The sequence below is a fragment of the Pseudomonas allokribbensis genome (assembly GCF_014863605.1).
In the GTDB taxonomy this organism is placed as follows: domain Bacteria; phylum Pseudomonadota; class Gammaproteobacteria; order Pseudomonadales; family Pseudomonadaceae; genus Aquipseudomonas; species Aquipseudomonas allokribbensis.
The window spans coordinates 428,296-447,208 of the sequence record NZ_CP062252.1 but is presented as its reverse complement, the minus strand read 5'-3'; the positions used below and the strand labels follow the sequence as shown (position 1 = coordinate 447,208).

Below are 18,913 nucleotides of genomic sequence, written 5' to 3'. Positions count from 1 at the left end.
GGTCAGTCTGACCAGCGCTTATTCCATGTCCTTGAGCCACTCGGTGCTCTTGAACCACTTGTCATGGATGCGATCGTAGGTGCCGTCTTCGTGGATCTGGTGCAGGAAGTTGTTGATGAAGTTGATGCTGTCGTAGTCACCCTTCTTCAGGCCGAAGGCCAGCGGCTCGTAAGTGAACGGCTTGTCGAGGAACACCAGTTTGCCGGCGCCGACCTTGTTCACCGCGACCACGTTGTACGGCGCATCGTAGATGAAGGCGTCGGCCTTGCCGTTGACCACGTCGAGCACGGCTTCCTGCTCGTTGTCGTAGCCGTGGTACTTGGCCTTGGCGATCAGCTTCTTGGCGACCATTTCACCGGTGGTACCGAGCTTGGAGGTGATGCGGTAGTCGGCGGTGTTCAGGTCTTTATAGGACTTGATGGTGCCTTCCAGTTCCTTGCGGATCAGCAGGGTCTGGCCGACCACGATGAACGGTTCGCTGAAGTTCAGGCGCAGGTTGCGCTCCTGGGTCAGGGTCATGCCGCTGCCGATCATGTCGAACTTGTCGGTCATCAGCGCCGGGATGATGCCGTCGTAACCAGTCGAAACCAGCTCCAGCTTGACGCCCATGGCCTTGGACATGGCTTTGAGGATGTCGACTTCGAAACCGATGATCTCGCCGCGCTTGTTGGTCATTTCGAACGGCATGTAGGTCGGGTCCATGCCGACTTTCAAGGTGCCGCGCTTGACCGCGTCATCGATTGCGCCGGCCTGCGCCGCATTGACTGCAACCAGTGCCGTGACGCCGACCAGCAGCATCGACAGATACTTCTTCATCTTCAAGTCCCCAAAACCATTGCGTTTGCGGCGCGAAAACCGACAGAGGTGGACAAGATTGTCCGGGTGCGCCAATTCGGGGACGGATGCTAACGCACTCGATTTTTTGCACAAGGTTTAATGGACGATTTGTTTAACAATCAAGGGCCGGGCCGAGGGGCTCCTTTATCGAGAACAAAAAAAAACCCCGCTTTCGCGGGGTTCTTCATCAGGCCGGTTGCGCCTGCAAGCTCACAGGCTTGAGCGGCAGCAACGGCGCATGGGGGTCGGCTTTCACCGAGGCCCGCCAGGCGTCCAGCCACTCGGCGTGACCTTCGGCCCACACCTGCTCGTGCAGGCGCGCCAGGGCGACCGGGTCGCTCAGCAGTTGCAGGCGATCATGGTTGTTCAGCCCGGCCGGGCCCACCTTGATCGCGTGACGCACACGTTCCTGACGCAGCCACTCGATCGGCTCGGCCTCACCGTGACGCGAGGTCGCCAGCGAGCATGCCAAGGCGTTCTGCTGCGGATCGACCACGGCGCGGACGAAGCCGTCGTTCAGCGCATGCCAGCGGTTTTCGTGGGTGTACTGATCAGTGGCCAGCAACGCCTGTGGCGGATTGTATTCCTCGGGGATGAGGAACAGGCTCTCGTCACGGGACTTCAGGCCCAGACCCACGCGGCTGGAAATCACCGACACCGGAATCGACAGCATCAGCGAACCGACGATCGGCACCAGCCACCACAGGAAGCTCGGGTTCAGCCAGATCACCAGCAGTGCCCAGAAGAAGCCCAGCAGAGTCTGCGGGCCGTGGCGCTTGACCGCTTCGCTCCATGGCGTGGAGTCGTCGTCACGCTGTGGCGAGTTCCAGGTCGCGGCCCAGCCGAGGAACGCGGCGAGGACGAAACGGGTGTGGAAAATCATCCGCACCGGCGCCAGCAGCATGGAGAACAACATCTCCAGCAGCATCGACAGGGTCACTTTGAACTTGCCGCCGAACTCTTTCGCGCCTTTGGCCCAGATCAGGATGATGCTCAACAGCTTCGGCAGGAACAGCAGCACGATGGTCGTCGAGAACAGCGCGACCGCTTTATCCGGATGCCATTGCGGCCACAGCGGATAGAGCTGGCGTGGCTCCATGAAATACTGCGGTTCCATCAGCGTGTTCACCGCCAGCAGCGCGGTGGACAGCACCAGGAAGAAGAACCACAACGGTGCCGACAGGTAAGACATCACGCCGGTCAGGAACACCGCACGGTGCACCGGGTGCATGCCTTTTACCAGGAACAGGCGGAAGTTCATCAGGTTGCCGTGGCACCAGCGACGGTCACGCTTGAGTTCGTCGAGCAGGTTCGGCGGCAGTTCTTCGTAGCTGCCCGGCAGATCATAGGCAATCCACACGCCCCAGCCGGCACGGCGCATCAGCGCAGCTTCAACGAAGTCGTGAGAGAGGATCGCACCGGAGAACGCACCTTTGCCCGGCAACGGCGCCAGGGCGCAGTGGTCGATGAACGGCTTCATGCGGATGATCGCGTTGTGACCCCAGTAGTGGGATTCACCCAGCTGCCAGAAGTGCAGGCCGGCGGTGAACAGCGGACCGTAAACGCGAGTGGCGAACTGCTGCATACGTGCATACAGCGTGTCCATGCCCGAAGCACGCGGCGCGGTCTGGATGATACCGGCGTCCGGAGTGGCCTCCATCAGGCGCACCAGACTGGTCAGGCACTCGCCGCTCATCACCGAGTCAGCGTCGAGCACGACCATGTACTTGTAGTCACCGCCCCAGCGACGGCAGAAGTCGTCGAGGTTGCCGCTCTTGCGTTTGACGCGACGACGACGACGGCGATAGAAGATCTTGCCGAAGCCCTTGGCTTCACGGCAGACGTCCAGCCAGGCCTGCTGTTCGGCAACGCAGATATCGGTGTCGTTACTGTCGCTGAGCACGAAGAAGTCGAAGCGATCCAGGTCACCCGTGGCCGCCACCGACTCGAACGTCGCACGCAGACCGGCGAACACCCGAGGCACGTCTTCGTTGCAGATCGGCATCACCAGTGCGGTGCGCGCATCTTTCGGAATCGGCTCGTTGCCAGCGCTTTTACCGGAGATCCGGTATTTATCGTGACCGGTGAGCAATTCGAGGAAGCCCATCAGCGCGGTCCAGAAACCGGCCGATACCCAGCAGAACAGGATCCCGAACATGATCAGGATGCTGGTCTGCAGCGCATACGGCAGCACTTGCGTGGCGGTTTGCAGCAGCGGTTGATGCAGGACTTCTTCCAGATCGACGAACGACCAGCCCTGGTACGGCATGATGCCTTTCATGTACCAGCCGGCGACGATGGTCTGACCGAGCATCAGGATCAGCAGAATGTAGCGACGGATCGAACCGACGGTGCGCCAGCGCGCAGCAGGCAGCACGTTTTCGTCTTTCGGCGGTTGCGGCGGATTGGTCCGGCCGGTCAGGCGGCGCCAGCCACGCACCAGGATATTGGTGCGCCACGGCTCCGGCACGACCTTGGTCCGACGAATCGGTGGCGTGGCCTTGAGACGGACTCGACCGCTGGCGTCCACGCCCAGCATTTCCGCGTCTTCCAGCTCTTCGGCGGTGCTCAGGGTCAGGCGCTTGCCCACCGAAGCCTGGGCGGCTTCGGTCGGCGCGTCGAACGTCGAGGACGACAGGCGTTCATGCAATTCGCTGAAGGACTGGCAGCCCGCGAGTTCCGCGCGCTGCTCGTCGGTCATCGGCAGATGCGCCAGGTACTCGGACAGAGTCTCTGGCTGTACTTGAGAGTTACTCATCGGCAGGCAACTGATAGCTCCAGGTCTCGGTCAGGACTTCTTCAGTCGGTGCCGATTCCGGTGTGGCTGGGGCCGCGTCCGCAGCGGCTGGCTGCTTGGCGTCTTTGTTGGCCTTGTCCTTGGCGTCTGTCGCTGGCTTGGCGTCGGCCTGTTTGGCTTCGGCGGCCTTGGCTTCCTTGTCGGCTTTCTCCTGTTGCTTGGCGGCGACCTTGTCGGCCTTGGCAACCGAGGAATTGGAAGCCGGCAGCGAGGTCTTGGCCAGATCGGCCGGGACGATGTTCTGCACCAGTGCGGCACGCATCTCGGTCGACTTGCTCGCGTCCTTGATCTTCATCCGCAGGGTCAGGCGCCAGCCCTTGGTTTCAGGGTTGTAGCGCACGCTGTTCTCGACCAGTTCGGCGTTGTCGCCGACGCTGACCTGGCTGCGAACGTCCGCATCCGGGGCCAGGGCCGACAGCGACGGGCCTTCGAAGTCAACCAGGTAGGCCACGCTGCCATCCGGCTGACGGATCAGGTTCGATTGCTTGACGTCACCGGTCGAACGCAGGGTCTGCTTGACCCAGGCGCTGTCCGGCGCGTGAATCGCCGCTTCGTCCATGGTCCAGTGCATGCGGTAGGCGAAGTCCAGCGGCTGGCCTGGCTCCGGCAGTTTTTCCGGGTTCCAGAACGCAACGATGTTGTCGTTGGTCTCGTCGGCGGTCGGGATCTCGACCAGATCAACGGTGCCTTTGCCCCAGTCGCCCTTCGGCTCGATCCAGGCGCTTGGACGCTTGTCGTAGCGGTCGTCGAGGTCTTCGTAGTGGCTGAAGTCACGGCCACGTTGCAGCAGACCGAAACCACGCGGGTTCTCGACGCTGAACTGGCTGACAGCCAGGTGTTTAGGGTTGTTCAACGGGCGCCAGATCCACTCGCCGTTGCCGGCATGGATCGACAGACCGCTGGAGTCGTGCAGTTCACGACGGTAGTTGAGCACTTTCGACGGCTGGTTGGCGCCGAACAGGAACATGCTGGTCAGCGGCGCGACGCCGAGCTTGCCAACCTTGTCACGCAGGTACATCTGGCCTTTGACGTCGACGATGGTGTCGCTGCCAGGACGCAGGATCAGACGGTAGGCGCCGGTGGCGCGCGGCGAATCGAGCAGGGCGAAGATCACCAGGTGCTTGTCACCCGGCTTCGGCTGCTGAATCCAGAACTCGCGAAAACGCGGGAATTCTTCGCCGGACGGCAGAGCGGTATCGATCGCCAGGCCACGGGCCGACAGACCGTAGGTGTGACCCTTGCCGACGACGCGGAAGTAGCTCGCGCCCAGCATGGTCATGATTTCGTCTTGCTTGTCAGCCTTGTTGATCGGGTACAGCACACGGAAACCGGCATAGCCCAGTTGTTCGGTGGCCTTTGGATCGAACTGCAGATCGCCGAAATCGAAACGGCTCGGATCGTATTTGATCTCTTCGACGGTGTTCGCGGTGATTTCGTTGATTTTCACCGGCGTATCGAAGTGCATGCCCTGATGATAGAAGGACAGCTTGAACGGGGTCTTCTGGTCGGCCCATTCGGCTTTTTCGGTGCGGAAACGAATCTTCTGGTAGTCCGCGAATTTCATGTCACGGAATTCGTTCGGCAGGTTGCTGCGCGGGGCTTCGAATTTCTGCCCGGCCAGTTCTTTAGCCTTGGCCGACACATCGTCAAGATTGAATGCCCAAAGCTGGCCGGCGCTGAGCAGGCACAGCAGTGCCGAGCCCGCTACCAGAGCGCTGCGCAAGCGTTTGGCAGACAATTTTGCTGCATTACAGGGACTAACAATCACGAGCAACCCTCGCCGAAAACAGATCAATAAACCAACGGCCAGATGAAGTGCCTGTGAGGTTTTCGGTACAAAAATACCGGCCTTGCAGGGCACCCTTGCCAAGTTGGCGAGCATTGTTCCGACTCCGCTGGGTCAAAATGATTCCCCAATCGGATCCGGACAAGTCTCTACCTAAGTCAAAATGGACCAACGAACGCTGATCCCCGTAGCGCGCGATTATCTAGTAGCCCGCGTGACAACGCATCAGGGGTAACAAAGTATTTATCGCGAAAATTCCCTGTTTTCAGCCGAAAAGCCCTTAAAAAGTTGTTTCAAGCACTTTCATGTCTGTAACAGGAAGGTTACCGGGCCATCGTTGACCAGGTGCACCTGCATATCCGCGCCGAATCTACCTGATGCCACAGTGCCATGCATCTGTTTCGCTTTGCTTAATAGATAGTCGAACAATTCCTCGCCCAGAGCCGGAGGGGCAGCGGTCGAGAAACTCGGGCGCAACCCGCTTTTGGTGTCGGCAGCCAGGGTGAACTGAGAGACCAGCAGCAACCCGCCGCCCACATCCGCCAAAGACAGATTCATCTTGCCTTCGGCGTCACTGAATACTCGATAGTTAAGCAGCTTATGCAGAAGTTTGTCGGCGCTGGCCTGCGTGTCGTCGGGTTCGACCGCCACCAGCACCAGCAACCCCTGATCGACGCTGCCGACCACCTCACCCGCCACTTCGACCCGCGCGCCTTTCACGCGCTGCAAAAGCCCCTTCATGCTTCTTCGGGCGGCAGGTCGAGCAGGCGCCGGGCCATGTTGCTGGCGGCACGTACCAGCGCATCGGTGATGCCCGGTTCGGACGCAGCATGACCGGCGTCGCGGATCACCTGCAGCTCGCTGTTCGGCCAGGCCTGATGCAGTTCCCAGGCATTGTCGAGCGGGCAGATCACGTCGTAGCGGCCGTGGATGATCACACCCGGCAGATGGGCGATCTTGCCCATGTCGCGAATCAACTGGTTCGGCTCAAGAAAAGCGTTGTTGGTGAAGTAGTGGCATTCGATCCGCGCAATCGACAAGGCGCGCTGCGGCTCGGAGAAACGGTCGACCACCAGCGGGTTCGGCCGCAGGGTCGCGGTGCGTCCTTCCCAGGTCGACCAGGCTTTGGCCGCGTGCATCTGGGCGATCTGGTCGTTGCCGGTCAGGCGTTTGTGGAACGCGCTGAGCAGGTCATCACGCTCGTCCAGCGGGATCGGCGCGATGTAGTCCTGCCAGTAATCGGGGAACAGACGGCTGGCACCGGCCTGGTAGAACCATTCGATTTCCTGCGGGCGGCAGAGAAAGATCCCACGCAGGATCAGACCATGCACGCGCTCCGGGTGGGTCTGCGCATAAGCCAGCGCCAGGGTCGAACCCCAGGAACCGCCGAACAACACCCATTTCTCGATGCCCAGGTGTTTGCGAATGCGCTCGAGGTCTTCGACCAGATCCCAGGTGGTGTTGTTTTCCAGGCTGGCGTGCGGGGTGGAGCGACCGCAACCGCGCTGGTCGAAGGTGACAATGCGATACAGGTTAGGATCGAAGTAGCGACGGCTCTGGGCATCGCACCCGGCACCGGGACCACCGTGGATGAACACCACCGGCAAACCTTCCGGTGAACCGCTTTCGTCGACGTACAGCGTATGGGTGTCGTCGACGGCCAGATCGTGCCGTGCGTGAGGTTTGATCTGCGGAAACAATGTCTGCATTGCGTGCTCCGTAAGGGGTCGAGGTCATCCCTGGGGGGACTTCTATTATTCTGCCGTCCGGCATCATAAACCCGATTTACGTCAATGAGCATGCCCGTGCACTGTCACAATTTGTCAGCCATGAACCCCAGCAGGCTTTCGTAGAGACGATCGACTTCGGCGACCTGATGCCGCGCCCGCAGACAGCCATGCACCAGCCCTTCACCGTAATACAACGCGGCCTCGCCCCCGGCGGCGGCGAGTCGTTCGGCGTAGCGCACCCCGTCGTCGCGCAACGGATCGAACTGCGCCACGGCGATCCAGGCCGGGGGCAATCGGCTGACGTCATCGGCGAGCAACGGCATGGCCCAGGCATTCGGTTGCGTCGAGCCACGCAGGTACAACGCGTGATAACAGTCGACATCGCTGCTGGTCAGTAGTGGCGCATCGGCGCATTCGCTGCGTGACGGCAGATGTTCGTCGCCGCCCAGTCCGGGATAGATCAGCACCTGAGCGCCGGGCAGAGGCTCGCCGGTATCGCGCAAGGCCAGGCACAACGCGGCGGCGAGATTGCCACCGGCGCTGTCGCCGGCCACCAGCATCCGCTCGCGGTCGAAGCCGAACGATCCGTCGCGCAGGGCACGCCAGACATTCAGGCAATCGTCGAACCCGGCGGGAAACGGATGCTCCGGCGCCAGCCGGTAATCCACCGCCACCACCATTGCCCCGAGCGCCACGGCCAGTTCGCAGCAGATGAAGTCGTGGGAATCCAGCCCGCCAACCACCCAGCCACCGCCGTGCAGGTACACCACACAGGACGGTAACGCCAGGGGTGGGCGATAGGCACGGACCGACACCGCGCCCAATCGAAAGTCCTCTACCTCAAGCCCTGCCGGTCGCGGTGGAGTGAACGCCCGGCACATCTCGTCATAGCCCCGGCGCAATCCAGCAAGGCTGCTGTCATCGCTGGCGAAGCTTTCGGTCCTGGCGACAAACGCCGCCATCGCCGGCGACAGTGGATAAGTACCCATCAGTTTTTCAGACTGGCCTGAACCGTGGCCACGCCATCCTTGCCGTCGAAACTGCTGACACCCGCCAGCCAGCGCTGCAAATCTTCCGGGTGCTCACGCAGCCAGTTCTTTGCCACTTCCTGGGGTGTCTTGCGCTCCATGATCGGCACCATCAACTGGCTTTCCTGAGCGGCGGTGAAGGTCAGGTTTTCCAGCAGTCGATGGACGTTGGGGCAGCGCTCGGCATAGTCCGGCGCGGTGACGGTGGAAACGGTGGCGGCGCCTTCGTTCGGGCCGTAGACATCGTCGCTGCCGGTCAGGTAGGTGATTTTCATGTTGATGTTCATCGGGTGCGGGGTCCAGCCGACGAACACCACGAATTCCTTGCGGTTCACCGCCCGCTGCACGGCGGCAAGCATGCCGGCCTCACCGGATTCAATGATCTTGAAATCCTTCAGACCGAAATGGTTGGTTTCGATCATGGTCTTGATCGTGGTGTTGGCGCCGCTGCCGGGCTCAATGCCGTAGATCTTGGCGCCGAGCTGATCCTTGAATTTTGCGATGTCACCAAAGGTTTTCAGCCCCGCCGCCGCAACGTAGTCCGGCACCGCGAGGGTCGCCTGAGCATCCGCCAGGCTTGGCTTGTCCATCACTTTGACTTGATTGGCAGCGATGAACGGCGCGATGTTCTTGTCCATCGCCGGTTTCCAGTAGCCGAGGAAGATATCCAGACGCTTGTCGCGGATGCCGGCAAAGATGATTTGCTGCACGGCGCTGGTCTGTTTGCTTTCGTAGCCGAGACCATTGAGCAATACGTCGGCCATGCCGCTGGTGGCGATCACGTCGGTCCAGTTGACCACACCCATGCGCACGGTTTTGCAGGAAGCATCGTCGGAAGCCATGGCGCCGGCGCTGAGCAGCGCACTGCCGGTGAGGATTAACGCACAACGAGTGAACAGTTTTTTCATGTGGGATCGTCTCGTGCGGCAGCGGGTTATTGTTCGGATCGGTGTCTTCTTGCACCGTGGCCGAAACATTACGCAGCAGGCGAGACGGAAAAGCGACCTGTGGCGACCGGGATTTGCACGGTGGCGACAGGTGCTCTCCAAAACAGACTCAGTTGTAGTGCTTTTCGCCCCAGGCGAGCAGCCCTTGCAACAACTCCTTGAGCACCACCCGCGTCGGCTCCGCCAGATCGGCGCGGTAGCGGAACGGTTCGAACTCTTCCATATAGGTGCACTGGCCCAGTTCCAGTTGCACGGCGTGGATGTTCTCGGCCGGGTTGCCGTAGTGACGGGTGATGTGGCCGCCCTTGAAGCGTCCGTTCAGCACATGGCTGTAATCGCCGTGGCGCGCGCAGATCGCTTCCAGTTGCGTGGCCAACTGCGGATCGCAGCTGGCGCCGTTGAAGGTGCCGAGGTTGAAGTCCGGCAGTTTGCCGTCGAACAGGTGCGGGATCACCGAACGGATCGAGTGCGCATCGAATAACAGTACGTAACCGAACTCGGCCTTCAGCCGCGCCAGCTCTTCCTGCAAGGTGCGGTGGTACGGCGTCCAGATCTGTTCCAGGTACGACGCGCGTTCTTCTTTCGACGGTTCCTTGCCTTCCTTGAACAACGGAATGCCATCGAACAGCGTCGCCGGGTACAGGCCCGTGGTGGCGCCCGCGTACAACGGTTTGTCGTCGGACGGCCGGTTCAAGTCGATGACGAACCGCGAGTACTCGGCCGCCAGCGTGCTGGCGCCCAGTTCGGCGGCGAAGTCGTAGAGCTGCGGAATATGCCAGTCGGTGTCCGGCAGGCTTTTCGCGTCCGGGATCAATCCGGCCTCGACCGCCGGGGTCAGGCGCACACCCGCGTGGGGCATGCTGATCAGCAGCGGCACGCGACCTTGTTTGAAGTTCAGAACCTTATCCACAACCGTTCTCCTACAGACTTGATTCAACGCCGTGACGCACGACGCGTTTGTCCAGTTCACCACCGAGCCAGTACGCCAGATCCGCCGGCCGGTCGATGTGCCAGGCGACGAAATCCGCCACCTTGCCGACTTCCAGCGAACCGTGGGTATCGGCCATGCCCAAGGCTTGCGCCGCATGAATCGTGGCGCCGGCCAGGGCTTCTTCCGGGGTCATGCGGAAACAGGTGCAGGCCATGTTCAGCATCAGCCGCAACGACAACGCCGGCGAGGTGCCGGGGTTGAGGTCGCTGGCAATGGCGATTTTCACCTTGTGCTTGCGCAGGGCTTCCATCGGCGGCAACTGGGTTTCACGCAGAAAGTAGAACGCGCCCGGCAACAACACCGCGACAGTGTCGGATTCGGCCATGGCGATGGCGTCGGCTTCGTCCATGAACTCCAGATGATCGGCAGACAATGCGTGATAACGCGCAGCCAGGCTGGAGCCGTGCAGCGACGACAGTTGTTCGGCGTGCAACTTCACCGGCAGGCCGAGTTTTTGCGCGACGATGAACACCCGCTCGACTTGCTCCGGGGAGAACGCCAGGTATTCGCAGAACGCATCCACCGCATCCACCAGGCCTTCGGCGGCCAGCGCTGGAAGCATTTCGGTGCAGATGTGATCGATGTAATCGTCAGCGCGATCCTTGTATTCCGGTGGCAACGCGTGAGCCGCCAGACAGGTGCTGCGCACGCTGATCGGCAATTCGTCGGCAAGGCGGCGGATGACCCGCAGGATCTTGCGCTCGCTGGCCAGGTCGAGGCCGTAGCCGGATTTCATTTCGACCGTGGTCACGCCGTCGCGCATCAGGCTTTTCAGGCGTTTGGCGGCGCTGGCGAACAGTTCGTCTTCCGACGCTTCGCGCGTGGCGCGCACGGTGCTGGCGATGCCGCCGCCGGCCGCTGCGATCTCGGCGTAGCTGACGCCTTGCAGGCGTTTCTCGAACTCACCGCTGCGGTTGCCGCCGAACACGGTGTGGGTGTGGCAGTCGATCAGGCCGGGGGTGACCCACGCGCCTTGCAGATCGTTGACCGCCGGGTATTCGCCCGACGGCAATTGAGTGCGCGGGCCGATCCACTCGATGTGTGCACCGGACGTCACGATGGCCGCATCCTCGATGATCGAGTAGACGCCTTGCGCCATGGTTGCGACGTGGCAGTGTTGCCAGAGGGTTTTCATCCCAGGTCCTCGTCTTGCGATCGTTCCCACGTCGAGGCGTCGAACCGTCTGCGTGGGAACGATCAGTGGATAGGGTTAAAGGCTCGGCAACAGTTTCGCCGGAACCAGTTCAGTCAGAATGCGCGAAGCCAACAGCTCGGTCGCCGCATTGATGTCCGGCGCAAAGAAGCGGTCCTTCTCGTAGAACGGCACTTCGCGACGCAGAATCGCCCGGGCCTGTTCCAGTTTGGTCGAGGTCTTCAGGCCGTTGCGCAGGTCCAGACCTTGCGCCGCCGCCAGCCATTCCACCGCGAGAATCCCGCGCGTGTTCTCGGCCATTTCCCACAGCCGCTTGCCGGCAGCCGGAGCCATCGACACGTGGTCTTCCTGGTTGGCGGAGGTTGGCAGGCTGTCCACCGAATGCGGATGGGCCAGTGCCTTGTTCTCGCTGGCCAGTGCGGCCGCAGTCACTTGGGCAATCATGAAACCGGAGTTCACCCCGCCATTGGCCACCAGGAACGGCGGCAGTTGCGACATGTGTTTGTCCATCATCAGCGAGATGCGACGTTCGCTCAGCGAACCGATTTCGGCGATGGCCAAAGCCATGTTGTCAGCGGCCATGGCCACTGGCTCGGCGTGGAAGTTACCGCCGGAAATCACGTCGCCTTCAGCCGCGAATACCAATGGGTTGTCGGACACGGCGTTGGCTTCGATCACCAGCACCTCGGCAGCCTGACGGAACTGAGTCAGGCAGGCGCCCATGACTTGCGGCTGGCAACGCAGCGAGTACGGGTCCTGAACCTTTTCGCAGTTCTGGTGCGAATCGGAGACTTCACTGCGCTCGCCGAGCAGATCGCGGTAAGCAGCAGCGGTGTCAATCTGGCCTTTCTGGCCACGGGCGGCGTGGATGCGTGCGTCGAACGGCGAACGCGAACCGAGCACCGCTTCCACCGTCAGACCGCCCAGCGCCAGTGCACCGGCAAACAGGTCTTCACCTTCGAACAGGCCGCGCAGCGCGAATGCAGTAGAAACCTGAGTGCCATTGAGCAGCGCCAGACCTTCTTTCGCGGCCAGTGTCAGCGGGGTCAGACCGGCGACTTTCAGCGCCTCGGTCGCTTCCATCCACTCGCCCTTGTAGCGCGCCTTGCCTTCGCCCAGCAGTACCAGCGACATGTGCGCCAGCGGTGCCAGGTCACCGGATGCGCCGACCGAACCTTTCAACGGAATGTGCGGGTAAACCTCGGCATTGATCAGGGCGATCAGCGCATCGATCACCACGCGGCGGATGCCGGAGAAACCACGGCTCAGGCTGTTGACCTTGAGCACCATGATCAAACGCACCAGCTCATCGCTGATCGGCTGACCAACGCCAGCGGCGTGGGACAGCACCAGCGAGCGCTGGAGATTTTCCAGGTCTTCGCTGGCGATGCGGGTCGAGGCCAGCAGGCCGAAACCGGTGTTGATGCCGTAGGCGGTGCGGTTCTCGGCGAGGATCTGCTCGACGCAGGCGACGCTGGCTTCGATCTGCGCAGCAGCGCTGTTGTCGAGAGTCAGTTTGACCGGGTTCTGGTAGACGTCACGCAGTTGGGCCAGGCTCAGTTGGCCGGGGATCAGGTTCAGCGCAGTCATTTAAATGCTCCTTTTGAGAGTTTGTTATGAACTACCAGTCGCTCCGGAGCATTCCGTTATCCGTCGCCTCTCGTCTTTTGGACGATCCGCGCCTTGGCACGCTGGTATGGGCAGTTGTCAGTGCAAATTCGGTAGTACGTTGTGCAGCAAATCCGAGTCCTTCAACACGCTCGCGGCAGCGGCGATATCCGGCGCCAGCCAGCGGTCCTGATCGTAGGCCGGGACTTTCTCGCGCAGCAGTCGCCACGCCACATCGGTGCCGGCGCCGAAGCGTTGTTCCTTGAGGAATTCAAAGGCCTGAGCCGCCAGCAGGTACTCGATGGCGAGGATCTGCGTGCAGTTTTCCAGTGCGCGGTGCAGCTTCAGCGCGGCGTTGGTACCCATGCTCAGATGGTCTTCCTGCAGGCCCGAAGTGACGTAGTTGTCGAGCACCGCCGGTTGCGCCAACTGGCGGTTTTCCGCGCACAGCGACGCAGCGACGTATTGCACGATCATCATCCCGGAGTTCACTCCCGGATTGGCCACCAGGAACGCCGGCAGACCGCTGACATGCGGGTTGATCAGTCGGTCCAGACGCCGCTCGGCAATCGAGCCGATTTCGGCCATCGCGATGGCCAGCAAGTCCGCCGCCAGCGCGACCGATTGACCGTGCGGGTTGGCCTGGGACATCACCCGGAAGTTGTCCGGCGTACCCAGCAGCAACGGGTTGTCGGTGCAGCCGTTGAGCTCGGTTTCGATCTGTTTGATCGCGTGTTCCAGTTGATCGCGCGCGGCGCCATGCACCTGCGGGATCGAACGGATGCTCAGCGCATCCTGGGTGCGAATGCCTTTGCTCGTCGCAATCACTTCGCTGCCATCGAGCAACGCACGCAGATTGACGCCGACCTGCTGCATGCCCGGATGCGGCTTGAGCGCGATGATCTCGGCGTCGAACGCGGCGATCTGGCCGCGCTGCGCTTCGAAACTCATGGCACCGACCACGTCCGCCCATTGCACCAGACGCGTGGCATCGGCGATGGCCAGGCAGCCGAGACCGGTCATGCACGGCGTGCCATTGACCAGGCACAAACCGTCCTTCGCGCCGAGTTGCACCGGTTGCAGGCCTTCTTCGGCCAGCGCTTGCTGCGCAGAGACAACCTGCCCGCGATAGCTGACGTTACCGACACCCAGCAGCGCGATACCGATGTGCGCCATGTGGGTCAGGTAACCCACCGAACCCTGGGACGGCACTTGCGGGGTGATGCCGCGATTGAGTAGCGCCAGCAGCGCTTCGACCACTTGCCGATGAATCCCGGATTTGCCGTGGCTGTAATTGCGAATCGCAGCGCACATGATGGCGCGGGTCTGCTCGTCGGCCAGCACCGGGCCGACGCCGCAGGCATGGCTGAGCAAGGTGTTGCGCGACAGCTGGCTGAGTTGTTCGCCCTGCAGCGAGACATTGGACAAACCGCCCAGCCCGGTATTGACGCCATAAGCACGTTCGCCGCTGGCAACGATGCGCTGGACGATGCCCTGAGCATTTTCGATGCGCGCCCAGGTCTGGGCCGACAGCTCGAACTGCGCGCCGTGACGGGCTACCGCGACCACATCCTGCCAACGCATCGAGGCGTCGGCGATAACGATTTTTTCAGCCTGGGACATCTAAAACCTCTTTAACCTGATCGTCACGGAATGCATTCCCACGCAGACGGCTCGACGCCTCGACGCGGGAACGAACCTCAAACCACCGCCGCCCGCCGCTGCACGAAGCGGTCGACATACTCATCCGCCGGCGAGTGCAGGATCTCTTTCGGCGTACCGACCTGGATCAGGCGGCCGTCCTTGAGGATCGCGATGCGGTTGCCGATGCGCACGGCCTCGTCGAGGTCGTGGGTGATGAAGACGATGGTCTTGTGCAGGGTCTTTTGCAGCTCCAGCAACTGATCCTGCATCTCGGCGCGGATCAGCGGATCGAGAGCGCTGAACGCTTCGTCCATCAGGATGATGTCGGTGTCCGCCGCCAGAGCGCGGGCCAGGCCGACACGCTGGCGCATGCCACCGGAGAGCTGGTGCGGGTATTTGTTTTCGTAGCCTTTGAGGCCCACGGTGTTGATCCAGTGCAGTGCGCGTTCGGCGCACAGCTGCTTGGTCTCGCCGCGCACTTTCAGGCCGTAGGCGACGTTGTCGAGGACGGTCTTGTGCGGCAGCAGGCCGAAGCTCTGGAACACCATGCTGATCTTGTGCCGGCGAAATTCGCGCAGGGCTTCCATGTCGTATTGCAGGATGTCCACGCCGTCCACCAGGATCGCGCCGCTGGTCGGGTCGATCAGGCGATTGAAGTGGCGCACCAGCGTGGATTTGCCGGAGCCGGACAGGCCCATGATCACGAAGATCTCGCCGGTGCCGATGCTCAGGGACAAGTCGTTGACCCCGACCACGCAACCGGTTTCGTTCAGCACCTGATCCTTGGTCTTGCCCTGGCCGACCATCGCCAGGGCGTCCTTGGCGCGGTTGCCGAAAATCTTGAAGACGTTTTTGACTTCGATCTTGCTCACGGTTGCGTTGTTCATTTGCTCACCTCATGCCGTGGCCGACCATACGCCTGGGTAATGCGGTCGATGACCACTGCGAGAATCACGATCGCCAGACCGGCTTCAAGACCACGTCCGACGTTGAGGGTCTGAATGCCCACCAGCACATCTTCACCCAGGCCACGGGCGCCGATCATCGAGGCAATCACCACCATCGACAGGGCCATCATGGTGGTCTGGTTGATCCCGGCCATGATGCTCGGCAGGGCCAGCGGCAGTTGCACGCCGAACAGTTGCTGCCAGCGGTTGGCGCCGAAGGCGTTGATGGCTTCCATCACTTCACCGTCGACCTGGCGGATGCCCAGATCGGTCAGACGGATCAGCGGCGGTGCTGCGTAGATCACGGTGGCGAAAATCGCCGGCACCTTGCCCAGGCCGAACAGCATCAGCACCGGAATCAGGTACACGAAGCTGGGCATGGTCTGCATGATGTCGAGCAGCGGCATCAGGATCGAACGCAGGCGATTGCTGCGCGCCGAGAGAATCCCCAGCGGCACACCGATCAGCACCGAGATGACCGTGGCGACCATCATCAGCGCCAGCGTTTGCATCAGTTTGTCCCACAGGCCGACGGCGCCGACCAGGAACAGCAAACCGACGATCACGGCGGTGGTCACGACTTTGCGCGTGGCGTGCCAGGCAACGCCCGCGACGATGGCCAGCATCAACCACCACGGTGCTGCGCGCAGCAGGCCTTCAAGGTTGACGATGGCCCACAGCAGGGTGTCGGAGATATGGCGGAACACGTCGCCGTAGTTGGTGACCAGCGCATCGACCCAACCGTTGACCCAGTCGGCGATGGAAAACGTAAATCGTTCGGGAAACATAAGAGACTCTCAATCAAGGGGTTGCGATCAAGCGACCGACTGCCGTTGCCGGCAGCCGGTGAAGCTCGACCTACAAGGCCGCGTCGATTTTCTTGGCTGCGTCGTCGCTCACCCATGCGTGCCAGACTTCAGGATGTTCCTTCAGGAAGATCTTGGCCAGTTTTGGCGACTCGATCCGCTCCTTGGTCATGCGACCCAGGTTCTGGTTCAGCAGGTCGATCGGCAGGTTGACCTTTTCCAGCACGGCCACCAGCTCCGGCGCTTGCTCGTGGAAGGTCTTGGACAGGCCGACCTTGATGGTCACGGTCTTGTCGACGCCCGGTTTCTCTTCCAGTTTGACGGCGTCGATCTGGCCCATCAGCGGGGTTGGCGACCAGTAGTAGAACAGGATCGGCTCGCCACGCTTGTAGCTCGACAGCACCGCCGCATCCAGCGCCGGGCCGGTGCCCGGGCGGAAGTTGGTGTAGGTGCTTTCCAGGCCGTAGCTTTTCAGCATTTCGCTGTTGTCCAGCTCGCAGGTCCAGCCGGCAGGGCAGTTGTAGAAACGGCCCTTGGACGGCTCTTCGGCATCCTTGAAGATTGCCGAGTATTTGCCCAGGTCAGCGATGTTTTTCAGGTCCGGCGCCTTGGCTTCGATCTTGCGCTTGGCATCGCCTTCGATCACGTAGCGCGGCACGTACCAGCCTTCAATCGCACCGACGACCGGCGCGCCGACACCGACGACCTTGCCGGCCTTCTCGGCCTTGTTCCAGACCTCGCTGCGGCCGACCCACTCTTCGGCGAACACTTGAATATCGTTGCTGCTCAGGGCGTTTTCCATGGTGATGGAGTTGCCCGGCAGGCTGTCGGTCTTGCAGTCGTAACCTTTCTCCAACACGACTTGCAGCACGTCGGTCAGCAACATCGCGCTTTCCCAGTTCAGGCCGGCGAATTTCACCGGTTTGCCGGATTCGCACCAGCCGGCAGCCTGAGTGGCGCCGGCACTGGCCAGCAGGCCCATGGACAGCAGTGTGGTCAGCAGGGTCTTGTTCGATTTCATTGTTGTGACGCTCCTAATCATGAGTTGGCTTACGGCAGTCAAGAGGCATCCAGCCCTGTCCACGTCCAAATCAGGCCTGCGCCGCAGCGCGACCGGCCCCGCTTGCTTTAGGTTGTACAACGCTGTTCTGCTCGACCGGCAGAATCAGTTGATCGGGCACGCTGCCGTGCCATTTCTTTGCGCACACGTAGTACAGCGCGGCAGGCAACACCAGGCCGATGATCCACGAGATATCCACATCACCCAGCGCGGCCACCAGCGGACCGGTGTAGAACTTGGTGGAAATGAACGGCAGCTGCACCAGCACACCGAACACGTAGACGCTGATACCGAGGAGGTTCCAGCGGCCGTAGCGACCGTTCGGATCGGCCAGCGCCGGTACGTCATAGCGCTCGCGGGTGATGCAGTAGTAGTCCACCAGGTTGATCGCGCTCCACGGCGTGAAGAACGCCAGCAGGAACAGGATGAAAGACTTGAACGCCCCGAGGAACGAGTGCTGGCCGAGCAGCGCCATCAGCGTCGCCGCACCCACGATGACCAGCACGAACACCAGACGCTGCAGGCGCGTTACTTTCAGGTCACCACGGAAACCGCTGATGATGGTCGCGATGCACATGAAGCTGCCGTAGGAGTTCAGGGTGGAGATGGTCACCTTGCCGAACGCGATGCTGAAATACAGCAGCGCAGCGGTGGCACCGGTCCCGCCCAGGCCGACGATGTAAGCCACTTCATGACCGGCGAACTGGCCGTTGGCCGAAGCCGCCGCGAACACGCCGAGGATCATCGCCACCTGCGCGCCAATTACCGAACCGGCACCGGCAGCGAAAAAGGTTTTCACCGAGGAAACCTTGCTCGGCAGGTAGCGCGAGTAGTCCGCCACGTAAGGGCCGAAGGCGATCTGCCAGGACGCTGCCAGCGACACCGCCAGCAGGAAACTGCTCCAGCTGAAGTGGCGGATTTCCAGAAGTGCGCCGACGTCCACCTGACTCAGCAGACGGCTGAACAGATAAACAAAAGCAATCACGCCAATGGCACTGGCAATACGGCCGATCCAGTGGATCACCCGATAGCCGAGCACCGTGACCACGACGATGACGCTGGCGAAAAGAAGGATGCCGACAGTGTCACTGACACCAAACAACTGGCCCAGCGCCTGACCCGACAGCACGGTCCCGGTCGCGGTGAAACCCAGGTACATCAGGCACACCAGCACGATCGGAATCGCCGCGCCATAGACCCCGAACTGCACACGACTGGAGATCATCTGCGGCAGGCCCAGCTTCGGACCTTGTGCCGCGTGCAGCGCCATGACACCGCCGCCCAGCAGTTGACCGATCAACAGACCGATCAGCGACCAGAACACATCGCCGCCCAGCACCACGGCCAAGGCCCCGGTGACGATTGCGGTGATTTGCAGGTTGGCACCCATCCACAGGGTGAACTGACTGAATAGACGACCGTGTCTTTCCGCTTCCGGGATGTAGTCGATCGAACGCTTTTCGATCAACGGTTTGTTGCTTGCACGATCGGTGTTGCCAGCCATGATTCAACCTCTGTGGATTGTTCTGGGTTTTGTTGTTGTATTGGCTTGAGCGGGAGCGAGCATGCTCGCTCCCGC

Annotated in this window: 15 protein-coding genes; all 15 read right to left on the bottom strand. The window is 61.6% G+C overall.

The window, feature by feature from the left end; translation table 11 throughout:
- Positions 1–18: 18 nt before the first annotated feature.
- Positions 19–816, bottom strand: coding sequence for a transporter substrate-binding domain-containing protein (locus IF199_RS02005; RefSeq protein WP_085711037.1), 798 nt, complete (start codon positions 814–816; stop codon positions 19–21).
- Between the two features lie 208 nt (positions 817–1,024).
- A complete protein-coding gene (mdoH, locus tag IF199_RS02000; protein ID WP_096819939.1) occupies positions 1,025–3,595 on the bottom strand; it encodes a glucans biosynthesis glucosyltransferase MdoH in 2,571 nt (856 codons plus the stop codon).
- Complete coding sequence (locus IF199_RS01995) at positions 3,588–5,402, bottom strand: glucan biosynthesis protein G (protein WP_096819956.1); 1,815 nt, start codon at positions 5,400–5,402, stop codon at positions 3,588–3,590. The genes mdoH and IF199_RS01995 overlap by 8 nt, the downstream gene beginning before the upstream one ends.
- Before the next feature lie 321 nt (positions 5,403–5,723).
- Positions 5,724–6,161 (bottom strand): D-aminoacyl-tRNA deacylase, encoded by a 438-nt coding sequence (gene dtd / locus IF199_RS01990; protein WP_065260939.1) that lies wholly within the window; start codon positions 6,159–6,161, stop codon positions 5,724–5,726.
- Complete coding sequence (gene pip, locus IF199_RS01985; RefSeq protein ID WP_096819940.1) at positions 6,158–7,129, bottom strand: prolyl aminopeptidase; 972 nt, start codon at positions 7,127–7,129, stop codon at positions 6,158–6,160. The genes dtd and pip overlap by 4 nt, the downstream gene beginning before the upstream one ends.
- A 104-nt stretch (positions 7,130–7,233) precedes the next feature.
- Complete coding sequence (locus IF199_RS01980) at positions 7,234–8,139, bottom strand: alpha/beta hydrolase (RefSeq protein ID WP_192559565.1); 906 nt, start codon at positions 8,137–8,139, stop codon at positions 7,234–7,236.
- Positions 8,139–9,086, bottom strand: a complete 948-nt coding sequence (locus IF199_RS01975; protein ID WP_192559564.1) for a choline ABC transporter substrate-binding protein — start codon at positions 9,084–9,086, stop codon at positions 8,139–8,141. Before IF199_RS01975 ends, IF199_RS01980 begins: the two co-directional genes overlap by 1 nt.
- A 148-nt stretch (positions 9,087–9,234) precedes the next feature.
- Entirely contained in the window at positions 9,235–10,035 is an 801-nt protein-coding gene (hutG, locus tag IF199_RS01970; RefSeq protein WP_192559563.1) for an N-formylglutamate deformylase, read from the bottom strand.
- Positions 10,036–10,045: 10 nt separating this feature from the next.
- A complete protein-coding gene (gene hutI / locus IF199_RS01965) occupies positions 10,046–11,251 on the bottom strand; it encodes an imidazolonepropionase (protein ID WP_096819944.1) in 1,206 nt (401 codons plus the stop codon).
- Between the two features lie 75 nt (positions 11,252–11,326).
- Positions 11,327–12,859, bottom strand: coding sequence for a histidine ammonia-lyase (gene hutH, locus IF199_RS01960; protein ID WP_192559562.1), 1,533 nt, complete (start codon positions 12,857–12,859; stop codon positions 11,327–11,329).
- Positions 12,860–12,976: 117 nt separating this feature from the next.
- On the bottom strand, positions 12,977–14,500 hold the full coding sequence (gene hutH / locus IF199_RS01955; protein ID WP_192559561.1) for a histidine ammonia-lyase: 1,524 nt from the start codon (positions 14,498–14,500) through the stop codon (positions 12,977–12,979).
- Positions 14,501–14,577: 77 nt separating this feature from the next.
- Positions 14,578–15,408 (bottom strand): quaternary amine ABC transporter ATP-binding protein, encoded by an 831-nt coding sequence (locus IF199_RS01950; protein ID WP_102622793.1) that lies wholly within the window; start codon positions 15,406–15,408, stop codon positions 14,578–14,580.
- Entirely contained in the window at positions 15,405–16,256 is an 852-nt protein-coding gene (locus tag IF199_RS01945) for an ABC transporter permease (protein WP_096819948.1), read from the bottom strand. Before IF199_RS01945 ends, IF199_RS01950 begins: the two co-directional genes overlap by 4 nt.
- A gap of 70 nt (positions 16,257–16,326) precedes the next feature.
- Positions 16,327–17,295: an ABC transporter substrate-binding protein gene (locus tag IF199_RS01940; protein ID WP_096819949.1), complete on the bottom strand. Its 969-nt coding sequence runs from the start codon at positions 17,293–17,295 to the stop codon at positions 16,327–16,329.
- Between the two features lie 70 nt (positions 17,296–17,365).
- Entirely contained in the window at positions 17,366–18,838 is a 1,473-nt protein-coding gene (locus IF199_RS01935) for a purine-cytosine permease family protein (RefSeq protein ID WP_192559560.1), read from the bottom strand.
- Between the last annotated feature and the right edge of the window lie 75 nt (positions 18,839–18,913).

What these genes read in the sequence shown, in the direction of transcription:
- IF199_RS02005 (WP_085711037.1), bottom strand. Translation starts at nt 816, where the DNA reads ATGAAGAAGTATCTGTCGATGCTGCTGGTCGGCGTCACGGCACTGGTT.
- mdoH (WP_096819939.1), bottom strand. Translation starts at nt 3,595, where the DNA reads ATGAGTAACTCTCAAGTACAGCCAGAGACTCTGTCCGAGTACCTGGCG.
- dtd (WP_065260939.1), bottom strand. Translation starts at nt 6,161, where the DNA reads ATGAAGGGGCTTTTGCAGCGCGTGAAAGGCGCGCGGGTCGAAGTGGCG.
- pip (WP_096819940.1), bottom strand. Translation starts at nt 7,129, where the DNA reads ATGCAGACATTGTTTCCGCAGATCAAACCTCACGCACGGCACGATCTG.
- IF199_RS01980 (WP_192559565.1), bottom strand. Translation starts at nt 8,139, where the DNA reads ATGGGTACTTATCCACTGTCGCCGGCGATGGCGGCGTTTGTCGCCAGG.
- IF199_RS01975 (WP_192559564.1), bottom strand. Translation starts at nt 9,086, where the DNA reads ATGAAAAAACTGTTCACTCGTTGTGCGTTAATCCTCACCGGCAGTGCG.
- hutI (WP_096819944.1), bottom strand. Translation starts at nt 11,251, where the DNA reads ATGAAAACCCTCTGGCAACACTGCCACGTCGCAACCATGGCGCAAGGC.
- hutH (WP_192559562.1), bottom strand. Translation starts at nt 12,859, where the DNA reads ATGACTGCGCTGAACCTGATCCCCGGCCAACTGAGCCTGGCCCAACTG.
- hutH (WP_192559561.1), bottom strand. Translation starts at nt 14,500, where the DNA reads ATGTCCCAGGCTGAAAAAATCGTTATCGCCGACGCCTCGATGCGTTGG.
- IF199_RS01950 (WP_102622793.1), bottom strand. Translation starts at nt 15,408, where the DNA reads ATGAACAACGCAACCGTGAGCAAGATCGAAGTCAAAAACGTCTTCAAG.
- IF199_RS01945 (WP_096819948.1), bottom strand. Translation starts at nt 16,256, where the DNA reads ATGTTTCCCGAACGATTTACGTTTTCCATCGCCGACTGGGTCAACGGT.
- IF199_RS01940 (WP_096819949.1), bottom strand. Translation starts at nt 17,295, where the DNA reads ATGAAATCGAACAAGACCCTGCTGACCACACTGCTGTCCATGGGCCTG.
- IF199_RS01935 (WP_192559560.1), bottom strand. Translation starts at nt 18,838, where the DNA reads ATGGCTGGCAACACCGATCGTGCAAGCAACAAACCGTTGATCGAAAAG.